This window comes from Nocardia sp. NPDC003963, assembly GCF_053605105.1.
In genome coordinates this window covers 1,374,865-1,394,684 of record NZ_JBSGIP010000001.1, presented here as the reverse complement: position 1 = coordinate 1,394,684, position 19,820 = coordinate 1,374,865, and the positions used below count along the sequence as shown (strand labels likewise).

Genomic DNA, 19,820 nt, shown 5'->3' with positions numbered 1-19,820 from the left:
CGGGTCACCGCCGCAACAGCGCTTCCGCCGCGCGGTACATCTCGGCGACGAGGTCACCTGCCGGACGGGCCCGGGTGAGAGCTCCGACGCCCTCACCCGCGTCGACCGGGGACAGCCGGGGGTCTTCCGCGGCCGCGGCCGCCGCGACCTCGTCGCGCGCGGTGTCGTCGCGGGACAGTTCGTCCTCGTGCGTGGCCCAGTGCCGGGTCGTCTCGTTGCGCAGGACGCGCGCGGGATAACGGTCCGGCCAGGGCAGCCGTTGCCCCAGGTCGAAGATACGTGTGACGACGGTATCCGTGGCCGCCGCGCGGAGCAGCGCGGCGCGCGCCGGTTCGGGGGTGAGGGCTTCCGGGCAGGCCGACAGACAGGTACCCAGCCAGGCACCGGAAGCTCCGGCCGCGAGTACGGCCGCAAGACCGCGGGCGGTGGCGATACCACCGGCGGCGAGGACGGGTCCGGGCACCGCGTCCAGTACCGCGTCGAGCACCGCGAGTGTGCCGAGCCGGGGGTCGCCGTGACCGCCGCCTTCACGGCCCCGGGCGACCAGGATATCCACGCCGGCCGCCGCGGCGCGGCGCGCGTGGTCCGCGTCGTAGACCTGGGTGACCGCCGGTATGCCCGCCGCGTGCACCCGGCCGACCCAGGACCAGTCCTCGGTGAAACCGACCGAAACGAGCGCGGGACGGGCGGCCAGGGCCGTTTCCAGCAGCGCGGGCTCGCGCTCGACGACCCACGCCACCATCCCGATCCCGAATACCGCCGGCTTCGGATCCAGTTGTGCGAGTTCGTTTTCGAGCGCTTCGGCCGATCCGGCGCTGCCCATTCCGATCATCCCCAGCCCGCCGGCGGCCGAGACGGCGGCCGCGAGCCGGCCGCCGGCCACTCCGCCCATCGGGGCGTTCACGATCGGGACCGTCAATCCCATGCGGTCCGACCAAGGTGTTCCCGGCACCCGCCGCCTCCTCCACTGTCCGCGGCGATCCGCGCTCCGAAGTCGGGGCAACAGTACGGGATCCACTCGCCGGTTGTCGGTCCACAGTGCCGCTGTCCGAGCGCGGCGACGGTTGCCTGGTCAGGTCGCGGTGGTCCCGCCGGTGAAGGCATCGAGCACCGCCGTTCCGATCCGTCGCTGGATCGGATCGGCCTCCGGCCCGAACAGGCGATCGTCCACCTCGGCGACGACCTGCTGGGCGGCCCGCAGCAGCCGGACGCCGTCCGGGGTGAGTTCGATCGCCGACGCCGACCCGGCCCGCGCCGTACGGTCCCGGACCAGGCCGGCCCCGACCAGACCCTTCACCGCGGTGTGCACACTCTGCACGCTGATCCCCGACATCCGTGCGAGATCGGAGAACGATGCGCCGGGTACGCCGGAGATATGGCCGAGCAGGCCCAGCCGCCCGACTGTCAGGTCCACGGCGGCCAGGGCGGCGTTGAGTTCGGACTCCACTCGGCGCGCGAGTGTCAGCACGATGATCGAGGCGCTGGTCGCCGGTGGCGTCCGGTCGTTGTCGGTACTCACCGACCCAGTCTCGCGCACCGGCCGCGACGGACAGGTCGGCAGGCGTGTCCGCTGCCGGCCGGGGACGACCGCTCGGGGTATTTCAGGCGAGTGCCAGGGCGAACCAGGCGCAGGCGGCGAGCAGGACGAGGGTGATCACCCAGACCGCGCGGGTGGTGTAGGTGTGTCGCATATCGGCCTCCCGGTCAGACGAAGGTGAAGCGTTCGGTGTGGACGCGCTCGGCCGGTACATCCACCTCGGCCAGCGCATCCTCGACGGCGGTGACCATGGGCGCGGGTCCGCAGACGAAGTACTGCCGGTGCCGGTACCGGTCGGGAAGATGCCGCTCGAGCAGTGCCCGATCGACGAATCCGCTCTCGTCCTGCCACCCCGGCGGCGGGTTCTGGAGGACGAGGACGACGGTGAGATCCAGACGTTCGGTCAGCGCGGCGATCTCCTGGTCGAAAGTCTGCTCGGCCAGGGTCCGGACGGCGTAGATCAACAGGAACGGGCGACGGTCCCCGCGGTCCGCCATAGTGCGCAGGATGGAGATCACCGGGGTGATGCCGACGCCGCCGGCGATGAGGACGAACCCCGGCCCTTCGTGGCGATCGGGGGTGAACACGCCGTGCGGGCCGTCCAGGAACGCCCGGGTGCCGGGGCGGATATCGCCGACGGTGGAGGTGAAGTCACCGAGCGCTCTGATGGTGATCCGGACGCTGTCGTGCGCTTCGGCGCTGGAGGAGAACGAGAACGGGTGGGCGGTGATCGCGAAGGGGGACCGGTCCACGGTGAGCCAACCGAACTGCCCCGGCGCGAAGCGCAGACCCGCGTGCCCTTCGGGAACCAGGACCAGGGTGCGGGTCTCGCCGCGTTCGGCGATGTTCTGCTCGATGCGCCACGGCCGGCGCAACCGCCGGATCGGCGCGACGATGCGCACCCACACCAGCAGCCCGACCAGCGCGAGCGTCATCGCCAGCCACAGCCACACCTTCCAGGCCGCGTCGAGGTAATAACCGACCAGCAACATATGCGCCAGCGCCAGTCCCACCACGGCCACCGACAGCGTTCCGTGCAGCACCTGCCACACCTCGTATCGGATCCGCAGCCGGCGCCGCCACACCGAAGTCACCACCACGATCAGCAGCAGTACCGTGGCGGCCACCGCGCAGCGGGCGCGCCACGGCGCTTCGGCGATATTCATCAGCGCCACGATGTCGATACCACCGATCTGCAGCAGGACCGGGTGCGCGAGAACGAATGCGAGCGCCACATAGGAGACCTGGCGGTGGAACTGCACCAGGGCGTCCTCGCCGAATGGAGCCGCGACAGCCCGGAACCGGGCGACCAGCGCGAACTGCGCGCCCAGCATGGACATTCCGACGAATCCCAGGGCCACGGAGAATTCCACCCAGAAACCGCGTCCGCCCTCCACCGGACCTATCACCGCGAACACGAGCGGCACCACTGCCACCGCCACGTACAGCGCGATCCATCCGATACCCCGAACCACCACAGACACCACTGACCTCCCGATCGACAGGTGCTCGGCTACGCCCGGCCGGCGCGCGTCCACGCTAACCGGGACCCGCAGGCCCGACCGGGTGCTCGCCCGCGCGTGTCGGTCCGCCGCCGGACCCGGCGGCGACACAGGTGCGCGCGAGAAGCTGTCGTCGGTCGAATCCGATCGATCCGACGCCGCGGTGGCGCCGATAGAGCTGGACCGAAAATGCCGGTCCGGCAGGGTGGCTCGCCGGGTATCAGCGGACGGCGTCGATCAGATGCCGGGTGGAGAACGCGACGAACGGCCGACCGGAGCGCATCTCACCGTCGAGCTCGCGGAGGATGTCGTAGTAGCGGCCGACCGAGAAATCCGGCACCCACCAGACACATTTGCGCAGGATCCACACGATCGCACCGATATCGGAGAACTCCATCCGGCAGCGCGCGGTCCGCAACTCGACCACGGTCAGCCCGGCCGCGGCGGCCGCGGCGGCTTCCGCGGCGGGATCGCGCCGAGCCCGCTGTCCGGGAAGCGGGCCGAGAAAGCGTTCGATGAGTCCGAACGCCGAGCCCGGGCCGACGTGCTGCGCGAAATAGTGCCCGCCTGCGGTGAGGACGCGGTGGATCTCCGGCCAATCGGGCTGTACCGGATGCCGGGCGGTGACGAGGTCGAAGCTGCGGTCGGGGAAGGGAAGCGGGGCGCCGGGCGTGGTCGGCACGATCTCGACGCCGCGTCCGCTCAGCCGGCGCCGGGCACGTTCGGCGTTCGGTGGCCAGGACTCGGTCGCGTACGCGACCGGCGGCAGTACCGGAGCCTCGGCCAGGACCTCGCCACCACCGGTATCGATATCGAGGGCCGAACGCGCCGTGGCCGATCGCTGTGCGAGTTGCCGGGCGTAACCCCAGGGCGGCCGCTGTTCGGTGGCCCGGCCGTCCAGCCAGTCGAAGCCCCAGCCGCTGATATCGGCGGCTTCGGCCTCGGCCACCAGCTCCTCGAACGTTCGCACCCGGCGATGGTTCCAGACCTGCCGCACCAGGGCAAAGCACTTTCGGCCGCGCGGCACCGGGTTCGGCCGCCGCGGCCGGATCCGCCACGAACGGCGTTATCGCACGGGATTTCCGCGCCCCGCCCCACCTGCTCGGCTACTGTCTACCGAGCATGCGGGGCGGGGGCTTTCGGACCGGACGCTCCACGCGGGCGGGATCTCCGATGCCCGGTGCACCGATCCGCTGCACACGGGGGAACTGTCGAACAGGAAAGGATCGTATGTCTCGTACCCGTAGGACCGTAATGATCGCCGCACTGATCGCACCGTTGACGCTGGGTCCGGCGATGGGCGCCGCCACCGCGGCCCCGGTGACCACCCCGCTGCCGATTCCGGTGGTGACCGGGCCCGAGATCGGCCCGGGTGGCGTCCCGGGCGGTATGCTCCAGACGATCTCCGTGGTCGGCACCACCGGTGAACAGCCGGGCGCGGTCACGTTCGCCGTGCCGGCCCCGGCCCCGTACCACTACCAGTACAACTACCGGTGGATCACCGTGCACTGGCAGAACCTGAGCACCGGCGCCGCGGGCGCTGTCGAGCTGCGCCACTGGCTCGGCGGCGGTGTCCCGAACGGCGAGAACTATGCCGCTACGCTGCCCACCAGCGCGCAGGCGGTGACGGGAGCCGGACCCGTGCTGGTCACGGTGACCCACAACCGGGAGCAGTACCAGGCACCGCCCCAGTCCAATGCGGTGCTCCCCGGCGCGGGTGTCGTCCTGGCGGCCTGAATCCGCTCCGGAACCCCGCGGCGAGCACGCTGTACGTGCTACCGATCGGTGCGGTCGTGCCGGGTTCGTCCGCACTCATCGATATGCGCGGGAGCTGTCCCGCTCCCGCGCATATCGCGGGCTCGGCCGGGTTCGGTTCCGGTTCGCTCAACCCGTTTCGCGGTCCACGGCCGCCCGATTCGCCGTCCACCGCTTCTCGAAGGGGTAACCCCGATGCCGACCGCCGACCGGGCCACGAGCACCAGCCACGGCCGGAGATGCTGATAGCCGGGGAAATGGACGATGGTGTGCTGCGCGGCGACGGACGCGCCCGGCGGCAACCAGCCACTGATCGTCGCCGCCGTCGTGGTGGCGTGTTGCCGGTGTCCGGCGCTACCGCCCCCGTTACCGGACGGTTCAGGGAAGACTGGGCAGATCAGGGAGGGGTTGAGCGGTCAGCCGCTGCGCGGTGCGTTTGTTCATGCCGAACATGCGCAGCATGCGATAGGTCATCTCGTCGGAGAGCGTATCGGCGTCGGCCTCGGGGTGGGCGTCGAGCCACTGCAGCAGGCCCAGCAGTGAACCGCCTGCCGCCATAACGGCCATATCCGGGTCCATGGGCTCGAACCGGCCGGCTTCCTGCGCGGCGACGATATCGCGCCGGGCGCGCGGCACCAGGCCCTCGTCGCGCAGCAGGATCGACATCCCGGAATTGAGCACGACGCGGACCATTTCCGGAATCTGACGCTGGAGCCGCCCGGTCATCCGGAAACTCACGGCGAAGACCTCGGCGGGATCGTCGTAGAGGGCGACGATCGCGTCGCGCATCTCGCTGTAGACCTGGAGTGCGGACCGGACCGCCGCATCGAAGAGATCGTCCTTGGACCGGAAATGGTTGTAGAACGAACCGAAGCCGACATCAGCGGCATCGGTGATCTCCTGGATGCTCACGGTCGACCGGCCTTCGGACAGGAATTTGCGGGCGGCTGCCAGCAGCGCGCCGCGCGTGCGCTCGCGGCGCCGGTCGGTACGGGTCGGTGCCCCGGATTCGACGGTCATCGGGCCTTCCTTCTGGATCTCGAGCGCCATCGTAAGTGACGAAACGATCAGACACGATTCTTCCACCGATGCCGCGGCGCACTTATTGATGATTTCATCAGAATTCCTTGACAAGGGACTCGATCGTGACTGATGATTTCATCAATAAGTCTTCGGAGGTGGGCGTGACCAGCACTGACAACGATGTCGAACCCGGCCGAATCGTCCGGGTCGGCGACCGCGAGATCTTCTGCACCGAATCCGGCCACGGGCCCGCGGTGGTGCTGCTGCACGGCGGCGGCCCCGGCGCCTCCGGTTCGTCGAACTACTCCCGCAATATCGAGGCACTCGCCCGGCGGTTCCGGGTGATCGTCGTGGATATGCCCGGGTACGGCCGGTCCACCAAGCGGATAGATCAGTCCGATCCGTTCGGTGATCTGGCGAGCGCGGTGGGCGGGCTGCTCGACGCGCTCCGGATCGACACCGCCCATCTCGTCGGCAATTCCTACGGTGGGGCCGCGGCGCTACGGCTGGCGATGGACCGCCCGGAGAAGGTCGGCCGGATGATCCTGATGGGACCGGGCGGTATCGGGACCACTCGTGCCCTGCCGACCGAGGGACTGCGGGCGCTGCTGTCCTACTACGGGGGGAGCGGGCCCAGCCGGGTGAAACTGGCGGAATTCGTGCGCGAGTATCTCGTCCACGATGCGAGTGCGGTCACCGACGAGATGATCGACGACCGGTACCGGGCGAGCCTCGATCCCGAGGTGATCGCGAACCCGCCGTTACGGCGTCCGGCGGGATGGTCGGCGCCGCGGACGCTGTGGCGGATGGATCTCACCCGGGACCGGCGGCTGGGGCAGGTCACCCATCCGACACTGGTGATCTGGGGCGCGCAGGACCGGGTCAATCGGCCGTCCGGAGCGCGGATGCTCGCCGACCGCCTGCCCGATTGCGATATCTACCTGCCCGCGAATACCGGGCACTGGGTGCAGTGGGAACGTGCGGAGCTGTTCGATTCGCTCGCGACGGCTTTCCTGGAGGCGGCGTCGTGACCGATACCCGCCGCCCGGACCGCGAGGGTTCGGTCTTCGGGGCCGTCCACCTGGGCTACCTCACGGTCGAGTCCCGCCTGCTCGCCGAGTGGCGCCGGTTCGGCGCGCAGGCCATCGGTCTGCATATCGACGAACTCGATGCCGATACGCTGCGGTTCCGGCTCGACGACCACCTCTGCCGGTTCCTGATCCGGCGCGGACCGGCCGAAGATGTGACCGCGCTCGGCTGGCATATCGAAGATCACGAGACCTTCGACCGCGTCCTCGCCCGGATCAGCGACCGCGGCGTGCCGATCGAAGAGGGCACCGGCGAACAGGCCGCGCTACGTGGCGTCCAGCGGCTCTGGCGGTTTCCGGGGCCGAAGGGTATCGCGACCGAGATCTTCACCACCGCGACGACCACTGCCGAACCGCTGCGGATGCTGAGTTCGGGCTGGGTGACCGGCGCGGCGGGCATCGGGCATGTGGCGCTGATATCCCGCGAACCCGAAGCGATGCACGGTTACTACCGCACTCTGTTCGACTCGCGGCTGTCGGATCTGATCGAGGAGAACATCTCCGGGCTACGGATGAAGATCCGCTTCCTGCGGGTCGACGAACGGCATCATTCGATCGCGATCGCCAATATCCGCGGTATCGCCGTCGATCCGATCCGCACGCGGGTCCAGCATGTGAACATCCAGTCCGCCACGCTCGACGATATGCTCGCCGCCTACGGCCGGGTCACCGACCTCGGGTTCCGGATGGCCTGGTCGGTGGGCCAGCACACCAACGACCGTGAGCTGTCGTTCTATTGCGTCACACCGTCCGGATTCGAACTCGAGGTCGGCTGGAATCCGATCGTGTTCACCCCGGACGTCGAGGCCGCGTGGAAACCGGTGACGCATCAGGGCATCAGCGTCTGGGGCCACGGGACGGTCTCGGAGACGGCACTGGACAAACTGGCACGGATCGGCTGGGCGGCCCGGCGGCTGCGCACCCCGGAGATCACGGTTCCGGAGCTGGCGGGGGCCGGGCCCCGATGAGCGAAGTCGACTACGAGGTCGTGATCGTCGGGCTCGGCCCGACGGGGCTGACTCTGGCGAACCTGCTGGGGCGGCGCGGTATCGGGGTACTCGTGCTCGAACGCGAGCCGGAATACTACGGGCTGGCCCGGGCGGTGTACACCGACGACGAATGTATGCGCATATTCCAGACCGCCGGTGTCGCCGACGAACTGGCCGCCGATATGAACGTCGACTCCACTGTGCAGTGGGTACGCGGTGACGGACGAGTGCTGGCCCGGTTCAACCGGACCGATCGGCCACTGGGCTGGCCGATCGCCAATTTCCTGTACCAGCCGTACCTGGAGAACTCGCTCGAACGAGCGCTGGCACGTTATCCGCACATCACGGTGCGCCGCGGTCGCGACATGACCGGCTTCGACCAGGACGGCGAGATCGTCGGCATCGAACATGCCGAGTCCACCGGCACCGGATACGGCAGCCGCGAGTCCGGGACCGATCCGCGCGCCGTCGAGCGGGTGCGCGCGAAGTTTCTGGTCGGCTGCGACGGTGGGCGCAGTATGGTCCGGACCCGGCTGGGAATCCGGATGTCGGGCATCAGCTTTCCCGAGCGCTGGCTGGTGGTCGATCTGAAAGCGCGCCCCGGCGTCGATGCCTTCCGGCATCTGCCGTACTTCGATTTCGTCTGCGATCCCGGAGCGCCGATCGTGTCGTGCCCGCAGCCGGGCGGGCATCACCGGTTCGAATTCATGCTGCGCGCGGACCAGACCGCGGCGGAGATGGAGGACGCTGCGACGGTCCGTCGCCACCTCGCGCGCTTCGTCGACCCCGACGAGGTCGAAGTGCTGCGAAAACTCGTCTACACCTTCAATGCCGTGGTCGCCGACCGCTGGCGTGCCGGGCGCGTCCTGATCGCGGGTGACGCCGCGCATATGACTCCCCAGTTCATCGGGCAGGGCATGAATTCCGGAGTGCGCGACGCGGACAACCTCGCCTGGAAGCTCACCGCCATCCTGCGGCACGGCGCCGGCCCGGCGATCCTGGACAGCTACGAGACCGAACGCCGGCCCCACGCGAAGGCCATGATCGATCTGTCGGTGCTCAACAAGAACATCGTGTCCCTGGGCAACCCGGTGCTGGCGAGAGCTCGCGATCTCGGGCTGGCGGCGGCTGTCCGGGTCCCGGGACTGGGCGGCTGGATCCGTGGCGCGAAGATGAAACCCGCGCCCCGATTCCGTCGGGACTCCTATCTCGGCCTGCCCCGCCGGTCCATCGGAAGAGCCGAGGGGACATCGGCTCCGCAGCCCGATATCCGGACCTACGACGGCCGGCACCGGCGCCTCGACGATGCGCTGGGTCCCGGTTGGGCCGTCCTGGGCTACGGCGCCGACCCCCGTCGTGCCCTGTCGGCCGGTGAACTCGCCACTCTGTGCGTACTGGACGCGACCTTTGTCACCGTCTACCCGCTCGGTGGCCGGCCGCGCGGAAATCCGGGCGACGGACGCGACGATCCGGTCGATATCGAAGATCACACCGGAGCACTGACCCGGTGGTTGCGCCGGGCCCGGGTCCCCGACGGCGGTGTGGTGGTGCTGCGTCCGGACCGATTCGTCTTCGGTATCGCGGCGAGCGGCTCGGCGGCAGCACTGGTCGGGGAGCTGCGTCGCCAACTGCGATTGCCCTACCGGCAGGACGCCCGCGACGGAGGCCGGTGTATCGCCCGACCCGGGGCCGCGGGGGATCCCGCGCAGCGCGGCGGCGGCCCCGATACACACCTACGCACCGTGGAAAGTGAGTTCTGATGAGCATATTCGGGCCCGACGGATCCACCGGCCGACGGCGTTTCCTCGGGGCAACGGCCGCCGGGACCCTGAGCGTGGCCGCACTCGCCGCGTCGGGCCTGTCCACCCCGCGAGCTCGGGCGACCCCCGCCCGCCGGCAGGCACCGCCGATCGGCCCGTACCGGATCGATCTGCATGCCCACTTCCTGCCGCCGGACTACCGCGCGTCCCTGATCGAGCACGGGCATCTCACCATCGGCGGCTATCCGACTCCGAACTGGTCACCGGAGGAGGCGATCGGATTCATGGACTACTACGGCATCCAGGCCCAGGTCCTGTCGGTCTCCGATCCCGGAGTGTCCTACCTGCGGGGCCGGGAAGCCGGTGAGATGGCGCGGTACTGCAACACGTACGCCGCGGGCCTGTTCGCGAAGTACCCGACCCGCTTCGGGGCGTTCGCGGTACTGCCGATGCCCGATATCGCGGCATCCGTCGGCGAAGCGATCTTCGCCCTGGACACGCTGCGGTGCGACGGTGTGGTGCTGTTGTCCGCCTACGACGGTGTCTACCTCGGCGATCCGCGATTCGAACCCCTGATGGCCGTACTGAACCAGCGCCGGGCCTACGTTTTCGTCCATCCGGCTGCCCTTGCCGCCGATGCCAAACCCGAACTGCCGCTGCCGGATTTCCTCGCGGAGTTCACCTTCGACACCACACGCGCGGCAACGTTGATGATGGCGACCGGTATGACGCAGCGCTACCCCGGAATCCGCTTCCAGCTCGCCCATGCCGGAGGTACGCTGCCGTTTCTGTCCCATCGCATCGGCGTCGCCGCGCAGTCCGTTATCGGTGCGCTGTGGCCCGACGACCTGCCCGCACCTTCGATACTCGATACCGAGCGGCAGATCTCGCGTTTCTTTTACGACACCGCGCTGAGCGGGTCACCGGCCGCCATGGCCGCGACCCTCGCGGTCACCGAACGCGACCATATCGTCTTCGGCTCGGACTGGCCCTTCAGCGCCGCGACCCTCCCGCAATCGGGCGACCGCGACCCCGCCCCACGGCTCAGCGAGATCTTCGACGCCGGACAACGGATGGAGATCGAACGGCACAACCCACTACGGCAGTTGCCGCGGCTCGCCGACGCTGTCGGTTGAGACCGCCGGGCTCGGAACACGGAGTAGGTGACCGCGCGAACCGAGCGGGGAGCTCTACGGTCTCGCGAAGATCCGGCCCGCCGGGTGGGTGAGCCGGGCCGCGGAGATCCGGTGGTGATGTGATGTGATGCGGTAGGAGCCGGTTCGGCCGGGACCGGCGGACCGTTTCGGATACCGGCCGTCGAACGAGGAGGCCGAATGTCCGGATCACCGTTACCCGAGTCCGACCTGGCCCAGCGCATCACCCTGCTGGAAACCGTCGAAACGCCCGAGGCACTGAAACACCGGTACTTCCGGGCCCACGGTCTGCACCCCGATATCAGCGTGCACGCCGACGGCACCGCCTCCGGACAGTGGACACTGCAATTTCGCCAGGTGAACCTGCTCGACCGCACCGATACGCTGTCCACCGGCGAATACGACGACTCCTACGTCGTCGAGGACGGTCGTTGGAAGATCGCCGCCTCCCGGTTCCGCCGGATCTGGTCCATCACCCGGCCCGTCGACGGGACCTGCCGGATCGGGCAGTACGGAGCGTGACGGCACCGGTCCCGGCGCGGCGGACCAGCGCCGGGCATGGTCGCGAGAGTCCCGGGCACCCGCCCGCCGGGGCCGGACTGCGGGCCGCTACACTGCTCATCGCGGCGGTGGGGCTCGCCGCTCCGGCCGCCGGATCCGGAACAACCGCGGAGATACCGTCCGCCGACAGTCCCTACCCCATCACCCCGCCCGGACCGGGCGGCTGTGGAGTAGGAGACCGCTGTGCCCGATGACCCCGGACCTTTCCAGGATCCGTCGTTGCCGATGGATTCCGATATCGATCTGCGCTTCCCACCGCAGCGCGCGGAACTCACCACCTCCCACGGCGTGGTTCTCGCTGTCATCGCGGCCGGTGGTGCGCTGGGCGCACTGGCCCGGTACGGACTGACGCTGTCCTGGCCGGCACCGCCCGGCGGATTTCCGTGGGCGGTCTTCGTCGTCAATATCATCGGCAGTTTCCTGCTCGGCGCGCTGATGGTGGTGGTCACCGAATTGCGTACGCCGCATCCCCTGTTGCGGCCGTTCCTCGGTGTGGGAGTCCTGGGCGGCTTCACCACGTTCTCCACCTACGCCGACGATTTCCGGTCCCTGCTGGAAACCGGCACAGCGGCTATCGGTGCCGCCTATCTGGGGTCGACCCTTTTCGCGGCGGTGGCGGCCTGCGGACTCGGTATCGGCCTGGCCCGGCGTATCGGCTGGAGTGTGGCGCGATGAATGTACTGCTGGTGATCGCCGGGGCGGCGGTCGGCGCACCCCTGCGCTATCTCCTGGACCGAGCTGTACAGGCACAGCACACCAACCGGTTCCCATGGGGCACCTTTGTGGTGAATGTGTCCGGGTGCTGGATACTGGGCTGTCTCACCGGAGCGGGACTACCCGCCGCCTGGACGGTTCTCGCCGGTACCGGGTTCTGCGGCGCCTTCACCACATACAGCACCTTCGCCTACGAGACCGTCCGCCTGACCGAACAGCACGCCTACCGGCACGCGATCGGCTACGCCGCGGCCAGTATCGCCGCGGGGTCGGTCGCGGCGATACTGGGGTATGCGGCGATACACGCACTGGTCGGCTGAATCGGCCGCTCGAAACCCGGACGATCTCGGGAAGCCCCGGCTCCGATCGGAGCAATCCCCGGTGTTTCCTCAGATATCGAAACGGCCGGCGAACGCTCGCAGTGGTAGATCGGCGCTGGTGATGATCCCCGGCCGCGCGGCGACGACGGACCTGATCGAGTTCAGGGCGGGCAGCCCGGTGACTGTCATCCCGATCGAGGCGAAGTTCTCGGGATTCGACAGATCGAACCCCTTGGGCGGGAAGATCATATGTTTGCTGTAGATGCTGGGGTCGCCGGTGATCTGAGTGATGTAGCAGCCCTTGATATTCCAGGCGGGGTCGGTATGCGGGGTCATCTGCCATTCGAGATGGGTCTCCACCCGCGGTACGCCGTCGACCATGCCCTGATATTTGATGTAGTTGGCGCCGAGTGAACCCTTGGGCATGAAATACCAGCCCAGATCGATATCTTCGGTGCAGGCACCGAGTTCGTAGTGGAAAGTGACTTCGTCCAGTTCCAGATCGAAGGCATCGGCCATCAGATATACCGAATCGGCGAAAACGGCGGTGTATTTGTGCAGTGAATCCGGGATGGTCGGATCGTCGATCGGGCGCCCGTAGCCGACCGCTTTCCAGGTGTCGACCGAATGATGGCAGGATACGTCGACCGATTCGGTGACGGTGATGTTCTCGATCCGCGCGACATCCGCGGAATGCACGATGCCGAGGATCTGCGCCAGGCCCGGATTCATGCCGGTGCCGTAGAAGGTCGAATTGCCGCGCTCACAGGCGGCCTGGATGATGTCGCTGACTCTGCGGCCCGACGGGTGCGGGTGATTGGTGTCGCGATGGAATCCGGTGATCCAATCCGCAGTGGTCACCACATTGATTCCGGCTTCGAGTACCTTCTCGTAGAGGTCCTCGTCGGGGAAGACGCCGTGGAAGGTGAGGACATCCGGCTGTGCGGCTATGATCTGCTCGACAGTGCCGGTGGCGATCACGCCGACCGGGTCGATCCCCACGATCTCGCCGGCGTCCCGGCCGATCTTGTCCGGGGTGTAGCAGTGCAGGCCGACGAGCTCGAGATCCGGATGGTCGCGGATCCGGCCGATCATCTCGGTGCCGAGATTGCCGGTGGCGACCTGGAATACCCGGATCTTGCCGGAGGTGCTCATGGTGTGGCCTTTCTGTCTCATGGTGCGGGTCGAGCGGATTCGCGGTCAGGTACCCGGTGCGGTCGCGTTCACAGTCGCTGCTGGTGGGGTCGTGCTGCCGTCGGGGTAGAACTGCCGCGCCCATTCGCGCAGCGCCCGGAATCCTTCGAATTCCTTGCGCGACAATGCGGGTGGATCCGAGTAGCGCTGGTGCGCCCAGATATGGATATCGGCTTCGAACTGCTCGATCACGAAACCGGCCATCGCCTTGCCGTAGGAGCTGATCTCCGGGCTCTCGTCGCCGGGCTTACGGCCGATCCATACGGTGAACCGGACGTCGGAGGTGGATTCGTCGACCGGAGTCACCGCGGGCATGGTGCGGTTGTCGACCATGCCCCAGCTCTTGGTGATCGAGCAGCCCAATCCGGCGTTGATCGATTCGACTCCGCTGTTGATCTGGTCTTCGGCCACGCCTTCGTCGAAGGCGATGGTGAAATCGACGTAGGAGACCGGACCGGAGAAGTCGTGGCGGGTGAACTCCGGGATGAACGGCGTTTTGTGGACGTACTTGAAATGCGCGAAGTCGACGCCGTTCTCCATGACGTACTGCGGATGCAGTTCGAGCCCCGACCGGTACAGCGTGGCGGCGGGAACCGGGGGGTAGTAGTCCGCGGCGGTGCTTCCGTCGCCGAACGCTGCGAAGATATCGGGTACGTCGAAATACGGCGGCCGGCCGTCGATGTCGTACCAGATCCACACGCCTTCGTTGCGCTCGGCGACCGGGTAGCTACGGATGCGGCGGCCTTTGTTCGGGTGGCTCTCGTACGGGATACAGACATTGCGGCCCTCGCGATTCCACTCCCAGCCGTGGAACGGGCAGACGAGGTTCTCGCCCTCCACATGGCCGCCGTAGCCGAGATGCGCGCCGAGGTGCTCACAGTAGGCGTCGAATACGGCGACCCGGCCCGATGCCGACCGCCAGGCCACCATTTCGCGGCCGAAGTATTTCATCCGGTGCACCGCCCCGACGATGATCTCACTACACCAGGCCACCTGGAACCAGCCCGTCGGCTCCATCGGCAGTGGTGGTTTGGCCATCGCGATCCTCCAGGGCTCTCCAGGGCTGTTGCGGGCGCGACGACAACACCGAGAACGCTTCGGTCTATGACGTCGGTCACGCGGCGCTGTCGAGCATAGAACCCTCTTTGAAAGATTACAAGAGACCTTGGTGAAACTGGAGAACCCTGGTCAGGGCCGGTAAGCTCGGATCCCGTGACGGATGTGGCGGTAGGCGGGCGGCGTGCGAACAGGCGCGGTATCCAATCCCGGGAGAGCATGCTCGAAGCGGCTATCGCCTCGTTGGCCACCGGCGATCCCGCGGCGGTCTCGGGCAACCGGATCGCCCGTGATATCGGCGCCACCTGGGGGGTGATCAAGTACCAGTTCGGCGATATCGACGGTCTGTGGGCGGCGGTTCTGCGGCATACGGCGGACAAACGCGGCGATCTGCCCGCTGGGATCAACCCCGACGGCACGCTGCACGAACGGGTGGCCGCCATGATCGACGCCATGGCCGGTGGACTGCGCCGGCCGGAATCGCTGGCCATCGAGACCCTCCGTGCCGCACTGCCTCGCGACCATGCCGAACTGGAACGTGACTACCCCCGCACGGCCGCCGAGCTGGCCTCGTGGAAACCGAACTGGGATAAGGCATGTCAGCGTACATTCGCCGATCTCGGCCTCGATCCGGCGAAGGTGCGGCAGGTGGCCGCCCTGATTCCGGCGGCCATGCGCGGTATCACCTCCGAACGCACCCTGGGTACCTACGGCGACCTCGACGACGCGCTCGAGGCGCTGATCGGTGGTATCGCCGCCTATCTGGCGGAACCGGGCTCGGGGGCGGTATCACCCGGTCGCTGAGCCGCTGAGCCGCTGAGCCGCTGAGCCGCTGAGCCGCTGAGCCGCTGAGCCGCTGAGCCGCTGAGTCGCTGAGTCGCTGAGTCGCTGAGCCGCTGACTGTCGAGTTGCGGAGCCGGTCGTCGGGATCGTGCTGCGTAACCGTCCGGATGACCGGCTCCTGTTCCGTCCGAGGCATCTTCGGTGTGAGTCGGCTCCGTATCCGGCGTGCCCCGGGCTATCGGTGCCGGTATCCATTTGCTGTCGGGTGGGGTGCTGGTGCGCACGCTGGGCGGCCGCGCACAGTGCCCGGCTCGGTGGGGTGTGTATCCGGCTGCTGAGGGGAGTGCGAACAGTCGTTAGTGCCGTGTGCGGGTTCGCCGGCCGCCGTGGCGGCGCTCGCAAGAATATTCCTTGACGTGAATATTCACTTTGGTGAATACTCGGACCGTGGATGAGATCGCATCAGCACTGGGTGACGCGGCGCGGTGGCGCCTGGTCGAACTCCTCGCCGAGCGGCCGCGGTCGGTCGGTGAACTCGCCGAGCTCACCGGTCTGCGGCAACCGCAGACCACCAAACATCTGCGCACCCTTGCCCAGGCCGGTGTCGTCGCCGTTTTCCCATTGGGCCAGCGACGTGTCTACGCGCTCGAGGCGCCGTCACTGAAAGCGTTCGCGGACCGCCTGGCGGAACTTGCGGATATCGCCGGTGCCCATGCCGGAGACCGGGACGTCATCGCGCGCTACCGTGCCGCGATCGAGGCCGAGGCCGCCGTCGCTGATCGGGATCGGTGGGCCGACGGACGGAGGTTCTGCTTCGATCGCGTATTCGCCGCGCCCCGCGAGGTGGTCTGGCGGTACTGGGTCGAACCGGATCTGCTCGGATCCTGGTGGGCCCCGGCGCCGATGACGATCACCGAATGCGTTCTGGAACCCGAGCCGCAGGGGCGCGCGCTACTGGACTATCGCGATACCGAAGGGCGGCAGTACCGCTCCGTGGGCACGGTCACCGTGGCCGAGGAACCCGAGCGGCTCGACTTCCGGCTCTCGGTGCTGGATACCGCGGGTGCGGTTCTGTTCACCGGGCACTACGACCTGGCCCTCACTGTGGCCGCGGCCGGAACCCGCCTGCGCCTCGGTCTGACCGTCACCGATACCGACACCACCGCAGTGCCTTTCATCGCCGGAATCGAAACCGGCTGGCAGCAGGTGCTGGACAACCTCGCCGGAGCCGTCGGCGAGGGCACCCCTGTGGTGCGCGACAACGAACAGGAAGTACGACGATGACCGAATCCACGGGACGCTCCGTCACCGCGAATATCAATCTCACGCTCGACGGGCGGTACAGCGGGCCGGGCGGCCCGGCCGATCTGGGCGCGATCGTCGCGTATGCGGCCACCGAAGTGGCGCGGCGTCATCTGAGCCGCATCTGGGCGGGCGCGACCACGGCGCTGCTCGGTCGTCGAAATGCCGAGGGTTTCCTCGGCTACTGGCCCTCGGTCGCCGCCGACGATACGGCCGACCCGCGCGACCGCGGCTATGCGCAATGGCTGGTCGAGACGGAGAAGGTCGTCCTGTCGACCACGCTGACCGAGGCGCCCTGGGCAGGCGCCCGTGTCGTGAACGCGCCGGCGGCCGACGTCGTACGGCAGCTGAAAGCCGAAGGGACGGGCGATATCCTGGTGAACTGCAGTGCGAGCATCATCAAACCGCTGCTGGGCGCCGACTTGCTCGACCGGTTGTATCTGATGATCACCCCGGAGATCGCGGGTGGTGGGCAGCGGCTGTTCGAGGACGGGTTGCCCGCGTCGGCATGGGCGCTGACACACCAGGAAGTCGGCGAACGGGGCGAGATGGCGCTGATCTACGACCGCCTACGGTAGGTCGCCCGGGGCGCTGGACCGCCGCACCGGGTGGTGATTTCGGGATCATCGGGATCGCACAGCCGCCGGCGTCCGGTTCGCGGCGATGCCCGGATCTCGGCTTTCGGGATGAAACGCTGCATCAGCGATTCGCCTCGGAGCGGATATATCGGCCGGAGGGAGCGCGGCTGTGGTGGTGCTGTTCCGTCGGCCGCGCGAGTGATTCGATCAGATGCACCGCGTCGTCGAGTGCGCGGACCCGGAACGCTCCGGCCTGCGTCGGCCAGCCGGGGCCGGCCAGCAGTAGCGGGGCCGGTATCCGGATCCCGGCGGGCACTGGATGCGCGGGATCCAGCGGTGCTGTTCTCCGCGTTTGTGACCACAGCACCACCACCGGGATGCGCGGTTGCCTGCGCACCGCGTCGGCCAGCGCCCCGCCGGGTACCGAGGCGCCGAGCAGTGCCGCCGGAATGCCGATTTCGGCGAGTGCGGCCCGCAGCACCTCCAGCGGCAGTACATGTGCTTCGCCGCCGGTGCAGGCCAGCAGCACCGGGGCGAACGCTGCCGTGCTGCGCAGGGGCGGCACCGCCCGGTGCAGGGCGGTGGTGACAGCCCAGGACAGCGCGTGTTCCACGGCGATCAGGTTGTGGCCGTGGCGCTGGCGCGCCACCACTTCGGCGAAAGCGGGCCGGCATGCGCGGTTCCAGGTCGGCACCACGCCGAAATGCGCGATATCGGCGCCGATCGTGTTCAGGAGTTCGCCGGTGTCGAGCCGTTCGGCGGCCGCCAGGAGCGGTGTGGGTGTTCCCGGAACGGGCCGGACGGCGTCGGCGGCCCGGGCCGCTTTCGCGGCGTTACGCGGGCCGACGCCCGCCCGGACGAGGTCGACCATCCGCCGCAGCACCGCCACGTCACCATGTGTGTAGAGGCGGTGCTCGCCGGGCCGGCGCGGTGCGGGCCCCAGGTCGTAACGCAGATTCCAGCTGCGCAGGGTCGCGACGGGGACGTCGAGGGTCCTGGCCACCGCACTGACGGTCAGTGCGACCCCTGTGCCGGATTCGACCATCTCCGCCTCTTTCGTGACCACCTGGTAGGTGCCACCGGGCCGGCGCGCCGACCCGCCTGCTGAAATTCCGGCCGAGCCCCGGTGGGCACTGCCGTCGCCGGCCGCTTCCGCCACCGGATGCGATCGACCGAGCTGAAATATCTGTCGATAGGTATTCACAGTACGCGCTGAACGATGCAAAATCGACGCATCAGAGAATTCGGTTCCAGGTCGGCGGGACACCACGACCGGGCGCAGCCGCCCACCCGGCGGTATCGCGGCCCCGGGTATACGACCGCGGGCCGAGTCATCCGTTCGAGAAAGGGCACGTTATGAAGATCCACAGCGATACCGCGGCCCTGTCCGCGGCTCCACGGCATGCCGAGCACATCCACCCCGATCCATCGCGGGCCGACCCTGCCGAGTCGGCGCCCGCCGCACCTGTGCGCGTATTCGACGATCCACTGCTCACGACGCTGGCCGAAGCGGTGTCCGGGCGGTTCAATCCGCAGGTCGATCTCACCGATCTCCTCGGCAGCGGTGAGATCACCGTTTTCGCACCGGTCGACAGTGCTTTCGCCGCGCTGGGTCCCGCGACGCTCGCGGCGTTACGAACGGATTGGGTGGCGCTGACCACGATCCTGGCCTATCACGCCGTTCCGGGCCGTCTCACGCCGGATGCGATCACCGGCGTGCTCGGCACCGCCGAAGGATCCGATCTCGCGGTGACGCGCACCGGTGACCGGATCGCCGTGAACAACGCGACGGTGGTCGGCGGCGACGCCGGAATCGGCACCGCCACGGTCTATCTCATCGACCGGGTGCTGATACCGCCCACTGTGGCCGGCGCCTGAGGGTCGCCCGCGCCGGTCCGGGAGCGGATCCGGTACGGGTCTACGGGGCCGCGGGCCGCGCTCGCCGACCGGGGAGGTCGGCGGGTGCTGCTCCGGCCGGCGGCAGCCGGTCGGGTCCGGACGATATCCCGCTGGGCATCGCGCCGAGTTCGTCCGGGTGGACACCGACCAGCCTGCTCCATCGATTCGAGAAGTTCGAGATACCCCAGCTGTCCAATCTGGTGTACGCCTCCGTCAGCTCGGCCCGAGGCAGCAGACCCGCCCGCTGGGCCGCGGCGATCGCTTCGATATAGGCCGTTTCGGCCGATATCAGCTCGTCGACGACGCGAGCCTGCTCATCGAGCAGGCTTTCCACTCGGCAGGCGATGTCCTGCGGCGCCGCGTTCGTGTCCTGACCGGAAAATCGGTGCATACGCCATCCTCGGAAACGTTCGGTGGAACCTGTGGAAGGGGCGGACGCCCTGGGGTGCACATCGAACACCGCACCGCCCGAACGCCGTGAAGCTCGTGGCATCACTACTACCCTGTGCTCCCGGCACTCTCGCACCCGGTCCCCACTGCGGGCACCGGGAGAATGCGATCGCAGGTCTGCTGCCGTGTTCCGGCCGTAGCGCGGGCGGCTCCGG

21 protein-coding genes are annotated in these 19,820 nt (G+C 68.4%); 12 read left to right on the top strand and 9 right to left on the bottom strand.

What is annotated here, in order from left to right:
- Positions 1–4 precede the first annotated feature (4 nt).
- The 4 genes from ACWEWT_RS06435 to ACWEWT_RS06420 form a co-directional block, all read right to left on the bottom strand.
- A complete protein-coding gene (locus ACWEWT_RS06435) occupies positions 5–952 on the bottom strand; it encodes an NAD(P)H-dependent flavin oxidoreductase (RefSeq protein WP_452556799.1) in 948 nt (315 codons plus the stop codon).
- A 120-nt stretch (positions 953–1,072) separates the two neighbouring features.
- A complete protein-coding gene (locus ACWEWT_RS06430) occupies positions 1,073–1,519 on the bottom strand; it encodes a MarR family winged helix-turn-helix transcriptional regulator (RefSeq protein WP_452556797.1) in 447 nt (148 codons plus the stop codon).
- A gap of 185 nt (positions 1,520–1,704) precedes the next feature.
- Positions 1,705–3,021 carry a ferredoxin reductase family protein gene (locus ACWEWT_RS06425; protein WP_452556795.1) on the bottom strand — a complete coding sequence of 439 codons (1,317 nt, stop codon included), beginning with the start codon at positions 3,019–3,021 and terminating at the stop codon, positions 1,705–1,707.
- 238 nt (positions 3,022–3,259) lie between these two features.
- Entirely contained in the window at positions 3,260–4,009 is a 750-nt protein-coding gene (locus tag ACWEWT_RS06420) for a class I SAM-dependent methyltransferase (RefSeq protein ID WP_452556793.1), read from the bottom strand.
- A gap of 284 nt (positions 4,010–4,293) precedes the next feature.
- Between ACWEWT_RS06420 and ACWEWT_RS06415 the strand changes: the two genes are divergently transcribed.
- Positions 4,294–4,776, top strand: coding sequence for a hypothetical protein (locus ACWEWT_RS06415; RefSeq protein WP_452556791.1), 483 nt, complete (start codon positions 4,294–4,296; stop codon positions 4,774–4,776).
- A gap of 396 nt (positions 4,777–5,172) precedes the next feature.
- On the opposite strand, the gene ACWEWT_RS06410 is transcribed toward ACWEWT_RS06415, so the two are convergent.
- The gene (locus ACWEWT_RS06410) at positions 5,173–5,814 is read right to left on the bottom strand and encodes a TetR/AcrR family transcriptional regulator (RefSeq protein WP_452556789.1); all 642 of its coding nucleotides are present in this window, start codon (positions 5,812–5,814) and stop codon (positions 5,173–5,175) included.
- Between the two features lie 158 nt (positions 5,815–5,972).
- Here ACWEWT_RS06410 and ACWEWT_RS06405 point away from each other — a divergent pair, with 158 nt between their 5' ends.
- The 7 genes from ACWEWT_RS06405 to crcB all read left to right on the top strand — a co-directional run bounded on the left by ACWEWT_RS06405 (position 5,973) and on the right by crcB (position 12,403).
- Entirely contained in the window at positions 5,973–6,848 is an 876-nt protein-coding gene (locus ACWEWT_RS06405; RefSeq protein WP_452557690.1) for an alpha/beta fold hydrolase, read from the top strand.
- Positions 6,845–7,873 carry a VOC family protein gene (locus ACWEWT_RS06400; protein WP_452556787.1) on the top strand — a complete coding sequence of 343 codons (1,029 nt, stop codon included), beginning with the start codon at positions 6,845–6,847 and terminating at the stop codon, positions 7,871–7,873. Before ACWEWT_RS06405 ends, ACWEWT_RS06400 begins: the two co-directional genes overlap by 4 nt.
- Positions 7,870–9,654, top strand: coding sequence for a bifunctional 3-(3-hydroxy-phenyl)propionate/3-hydroxycinnamic acid hydroxylase MhpA (gene mhpA, locus ACWEWT_RS06395; RefSeq protein WP_452556785.1), 1,785 nt, complete (start codon positions 7,870–7,872; stop codon positions 9,652–9,654). The genes ACWEWT_RS06400 and mhpA overlap by 4 nt, the downstream gene beginning before the upstream one ends.
- Positions 9,654–10,790, top strand: coding sequence for an amidohydrolase family protein (locus ACWEWT_RS06390; RefSeq protein ID WP_452556783.1), 1,137 nt, complete (start codon positions 9,654–9,656; stop codon positions 10,788–10,790). The genes mhpA and ACWEWT_RS06390 overlap by 1 nt, the downstream gene beginning before the upstream one ends.
- A gap of 198 nt (positions 10,791–10,988) precedes the next feature.
- On the top strand, positions 10,989–11,330 hold the full coding sequence (locus ACWEWT_RS06385) for a nuclear transport factor 2 family protein (RefSeq protein WP_452556781.1): 342 nt from the start codon (positions 10,989–10,991) through the stop codon (positions 11,328–11,330).
- A gap of 222 nt (positions 11,331–11,552) precedes the next feature.
- Positions 11,553–12,044, top strand: coding sequence for a fluoride efflux transporter FluC (locus ACWEWT_RS06380; RefSeq protein WP_452556780.1), 492 nt, complete (start codon positions 11,553–11,555; stop codon positions 12,042–12,044).
- On the top strand, positions 12,041–12,403 hold the full coding sequence (crcB, locus tag ACWEWT_RS06375) for a fluoride efflux transporter CrcB (RefSeq protein ID WP_452556778.1): 363 nt from the start codon (positions 12,041–12,043) through the stop codon (positions 12,401–12,403). The genes ACWEWT_RS06380 and crcB overlap by 4 nt, the downstream gene beginning before the upstream one ends.
- Before the next feature lie 69 nt (positions 12,404–12,472).
- Here crcB and ACWEWT_RS06370 read toward each other — a convergent pair whose 3' ends face one another.
- Both ACWEWT_RS06370 and ACWEWT_RS06365 read right to left on the bottom strand, forming a co-directional pair.
- Complete coding sequence (locus tag ACWEWT_RS06370) at positions 12,473–13,558, bottom strand: NAD(P)H-dependent amine dehydrogenase family protein (RefSeq protein WP_452556776.1); 1,086 nt, start codon at positions 13,556–13,558, stop codon at positions 12,473–12,475.
- Between the two features lie 45 nt (positions 13,559–13,603).
- The gene (locus tag ACWEWT_RS06365) at positions 13,604–14,635 is read right to left on the bottom strand and encodes a Rieske 2Fe-2S domain-containing protein (protein ID WP_452556774.1); all 1,032 of its coding nucleotides are present in this window, start codon (positions 14,633–14,635) and stop codon (positions 13,604–13,606) included.
- Between the two features lie 237 nt (positions 14,636–14,872).
- Here ACWEWT_RS06365 and ACWEWT_RS06360 point away from each other — a divergent pair, with 237 nt between their 5' ends.
- The 3 genes from ACWEWT_RS06360 (at position 14,873) to ACWEWT_RS06350 (ending at position 17,316) form a co-directional block, all read left to right on the top strand.
- Positions 14,873–15,457, top strand: a complete 585-nt coding sequence (locus ACWEWT_RS06360; RefSeq protein ID WP_452556772.1) for a TetR/AcrR family transcriptional regulator — start codon at positions 14,873–14,875, stop codon at positions 15,455–15,457.
- A gap of 426 nt (positions 15,458–15,883) precedes the next feature.
- Positions 15,884–16,720, top strand: a complete 837-nt coding sequence (locus tag ACWEWT_RS06355; RefSeq protein WP_452556770.1) for a metalloregulator ArsR/SmtB family transcription factor — start codon at positions 15,884–15,886, stop codon at positions 16,718–16,720.
- Complete coding sequence (locus tag ACWEWT_RS06350) at positions 16,717–17,316, top strand: dihydrofolate reductase family protein (protein ID WP_452556768.1); 600 nt, start codon at positions 16,717–16,719, stop codon at positions 17,314–17,316. Before ACWEWT_RS06355 ends, ACWEWT_RS06350 begins: the two co-directional genes overlap by 4 nt.
- A 121-nt stretch (positions 17,317–17,437) precedes the next feature.
- Here ACWEWT_RS06350 and ACWEWT_RS06345 read toward each other — a convergent pair whose 3' ends face one another.
- Positions 17,438–18,361 carry a MerR family transcriptional regulator gene (locus ACWEWT_RS06345; RefSeq protein WP_452556766.1) on the bottom strand — a complete coding sequence of 308 codons (924 nt, stop codon included), beginning with the start codon at positions 18,359–18,361 and terminating at the stop codon, positions 17,438–17,440.
- 311 nt (positions 18,362–18,672) lie between these two features.
- Between ACWEWT_RS06345 and ACWEWT_RS06340 the strand changes: the two genes are divergently transcribed.
- The gene (locus tag ACWEWT_RS06340) at positions 18,673–19,194 is read left to right on the top strand and encodes a fasciclin domain-containing protein (protein WP_452556764.1); all 522 of its coding nucleotides are present in this window, start codon (positions 18,673–18,675) and stop codon (positions 19,192–19,194) included.
- Between the two features lie 40 nt (positions 19,195–19,234).
- Here the strand turns inward: ACWEWT_RS06340 and ACWEWT_RS06335 are convergent, their stop codons facing one another.
- Entirely contained in the window at positions 19,235–19,606 is a 372-nt protein-coding gene (locus tag ACWEWT_RS06335) for a hypothetical protein (RefSeq protein ID WP_452556762.1), read from the bottom strand.
- Positions 19,607–19,820: the final 214 nt, after the last annotated feature.

Bases quoted from the DNA above. Each gene is read 5' to 3' on its own strand.
- mhpA (WP_452556785.1), top strand. From the start codon at position 7,870: ATGAGCGAAGTCGACTACGAGGTCGTGATCGTCGGGCTCGGCCCGACG.
- ACWEWT_RS06365 (WP_452556774.1), bottom strand. From the start codon at position 14,635: ATGGCCAAACCACCACTGCCGATGGAGCCGACGGGCTGGTTCCAGGTG.
- ACWEWT_RS06345 (WP_452556766.1), bottom strand. From the start codon at position 18,361: ATGGTCGAATCCGGCACAGGGGTCGCACTGACCGTCAGTGCGGTGGCC.
- ACWEWT_RS06350 (WP_452556768.1), top strand. From the start codon at position 16,717: ATGACCGAATCCACGGGACGCTCCGTCACCGCGAATATCAATCTCACG.
- ACWEWT_RS06370 (WP_452556776.1), bottom strand. From the start codon at position 13,558: ATGAGCACCTCCGGCAAGATCCGGGTATTCCAGGTCGCCACCGGCAAT.
- ACWEWT_RS06415 (WP_452556791.1), top strand. From the start codon at position 4,294: ATGATCGCCGCACTGATCGCACCGTTGACGCTGGGTCCGGCGATGGGC.
- ACWEWT_RS06390 (WP_452556783.1), top strand. From the start codon at position 9,654: ATGAGCATATTCGGGCCCGACGGATCCACCGGCCGACGGCGTTTCCTC.
- ACWEWT_RS06360 (WP_452556772.1), top strand. From the start codon at position 14,873: ATGCTCGAAGCGGCTATCGCCTCGTTGGCCACCGGCGATCCCGCGGCG.
- ACWEWT_RS06410 (WP_452556789.1), bottom strand. From the start codon at position 5,814: ATGACCGTCGAATCCGGGGCACCGACCCGTACCGACCGGCGCCGCGAG.
- ACWEWT_RS06385 (WP_452556781.1), top strand. From the start codon at position 10,989: ATGTCCGGATCACCGTTACCCGAGTCCGACCTGGCCCAGCGCATCACC.
- ACWEWT_RS06340 (WP_452556764.1), top strand. From the start codon at position 18,673: ATGAAGATCCACAGCGATACCGCGGCCCTGTCCGCGGCTCCACGGCAT.
- crcB (WP_452556778.1), top strand. From the start codon at position 12,041: ATGAATGTACTGCTGGTGATCGCCGGGGCGGCGGTCGGCGCACCCCTG.
- ACWEWT_RS06335 (WP_452556762.1), bottom strand. From the start codon at position 19,606: ATGCACCGATTTTCCGGTCAGGACACGAACGCGGCGCCGCAGGACATC.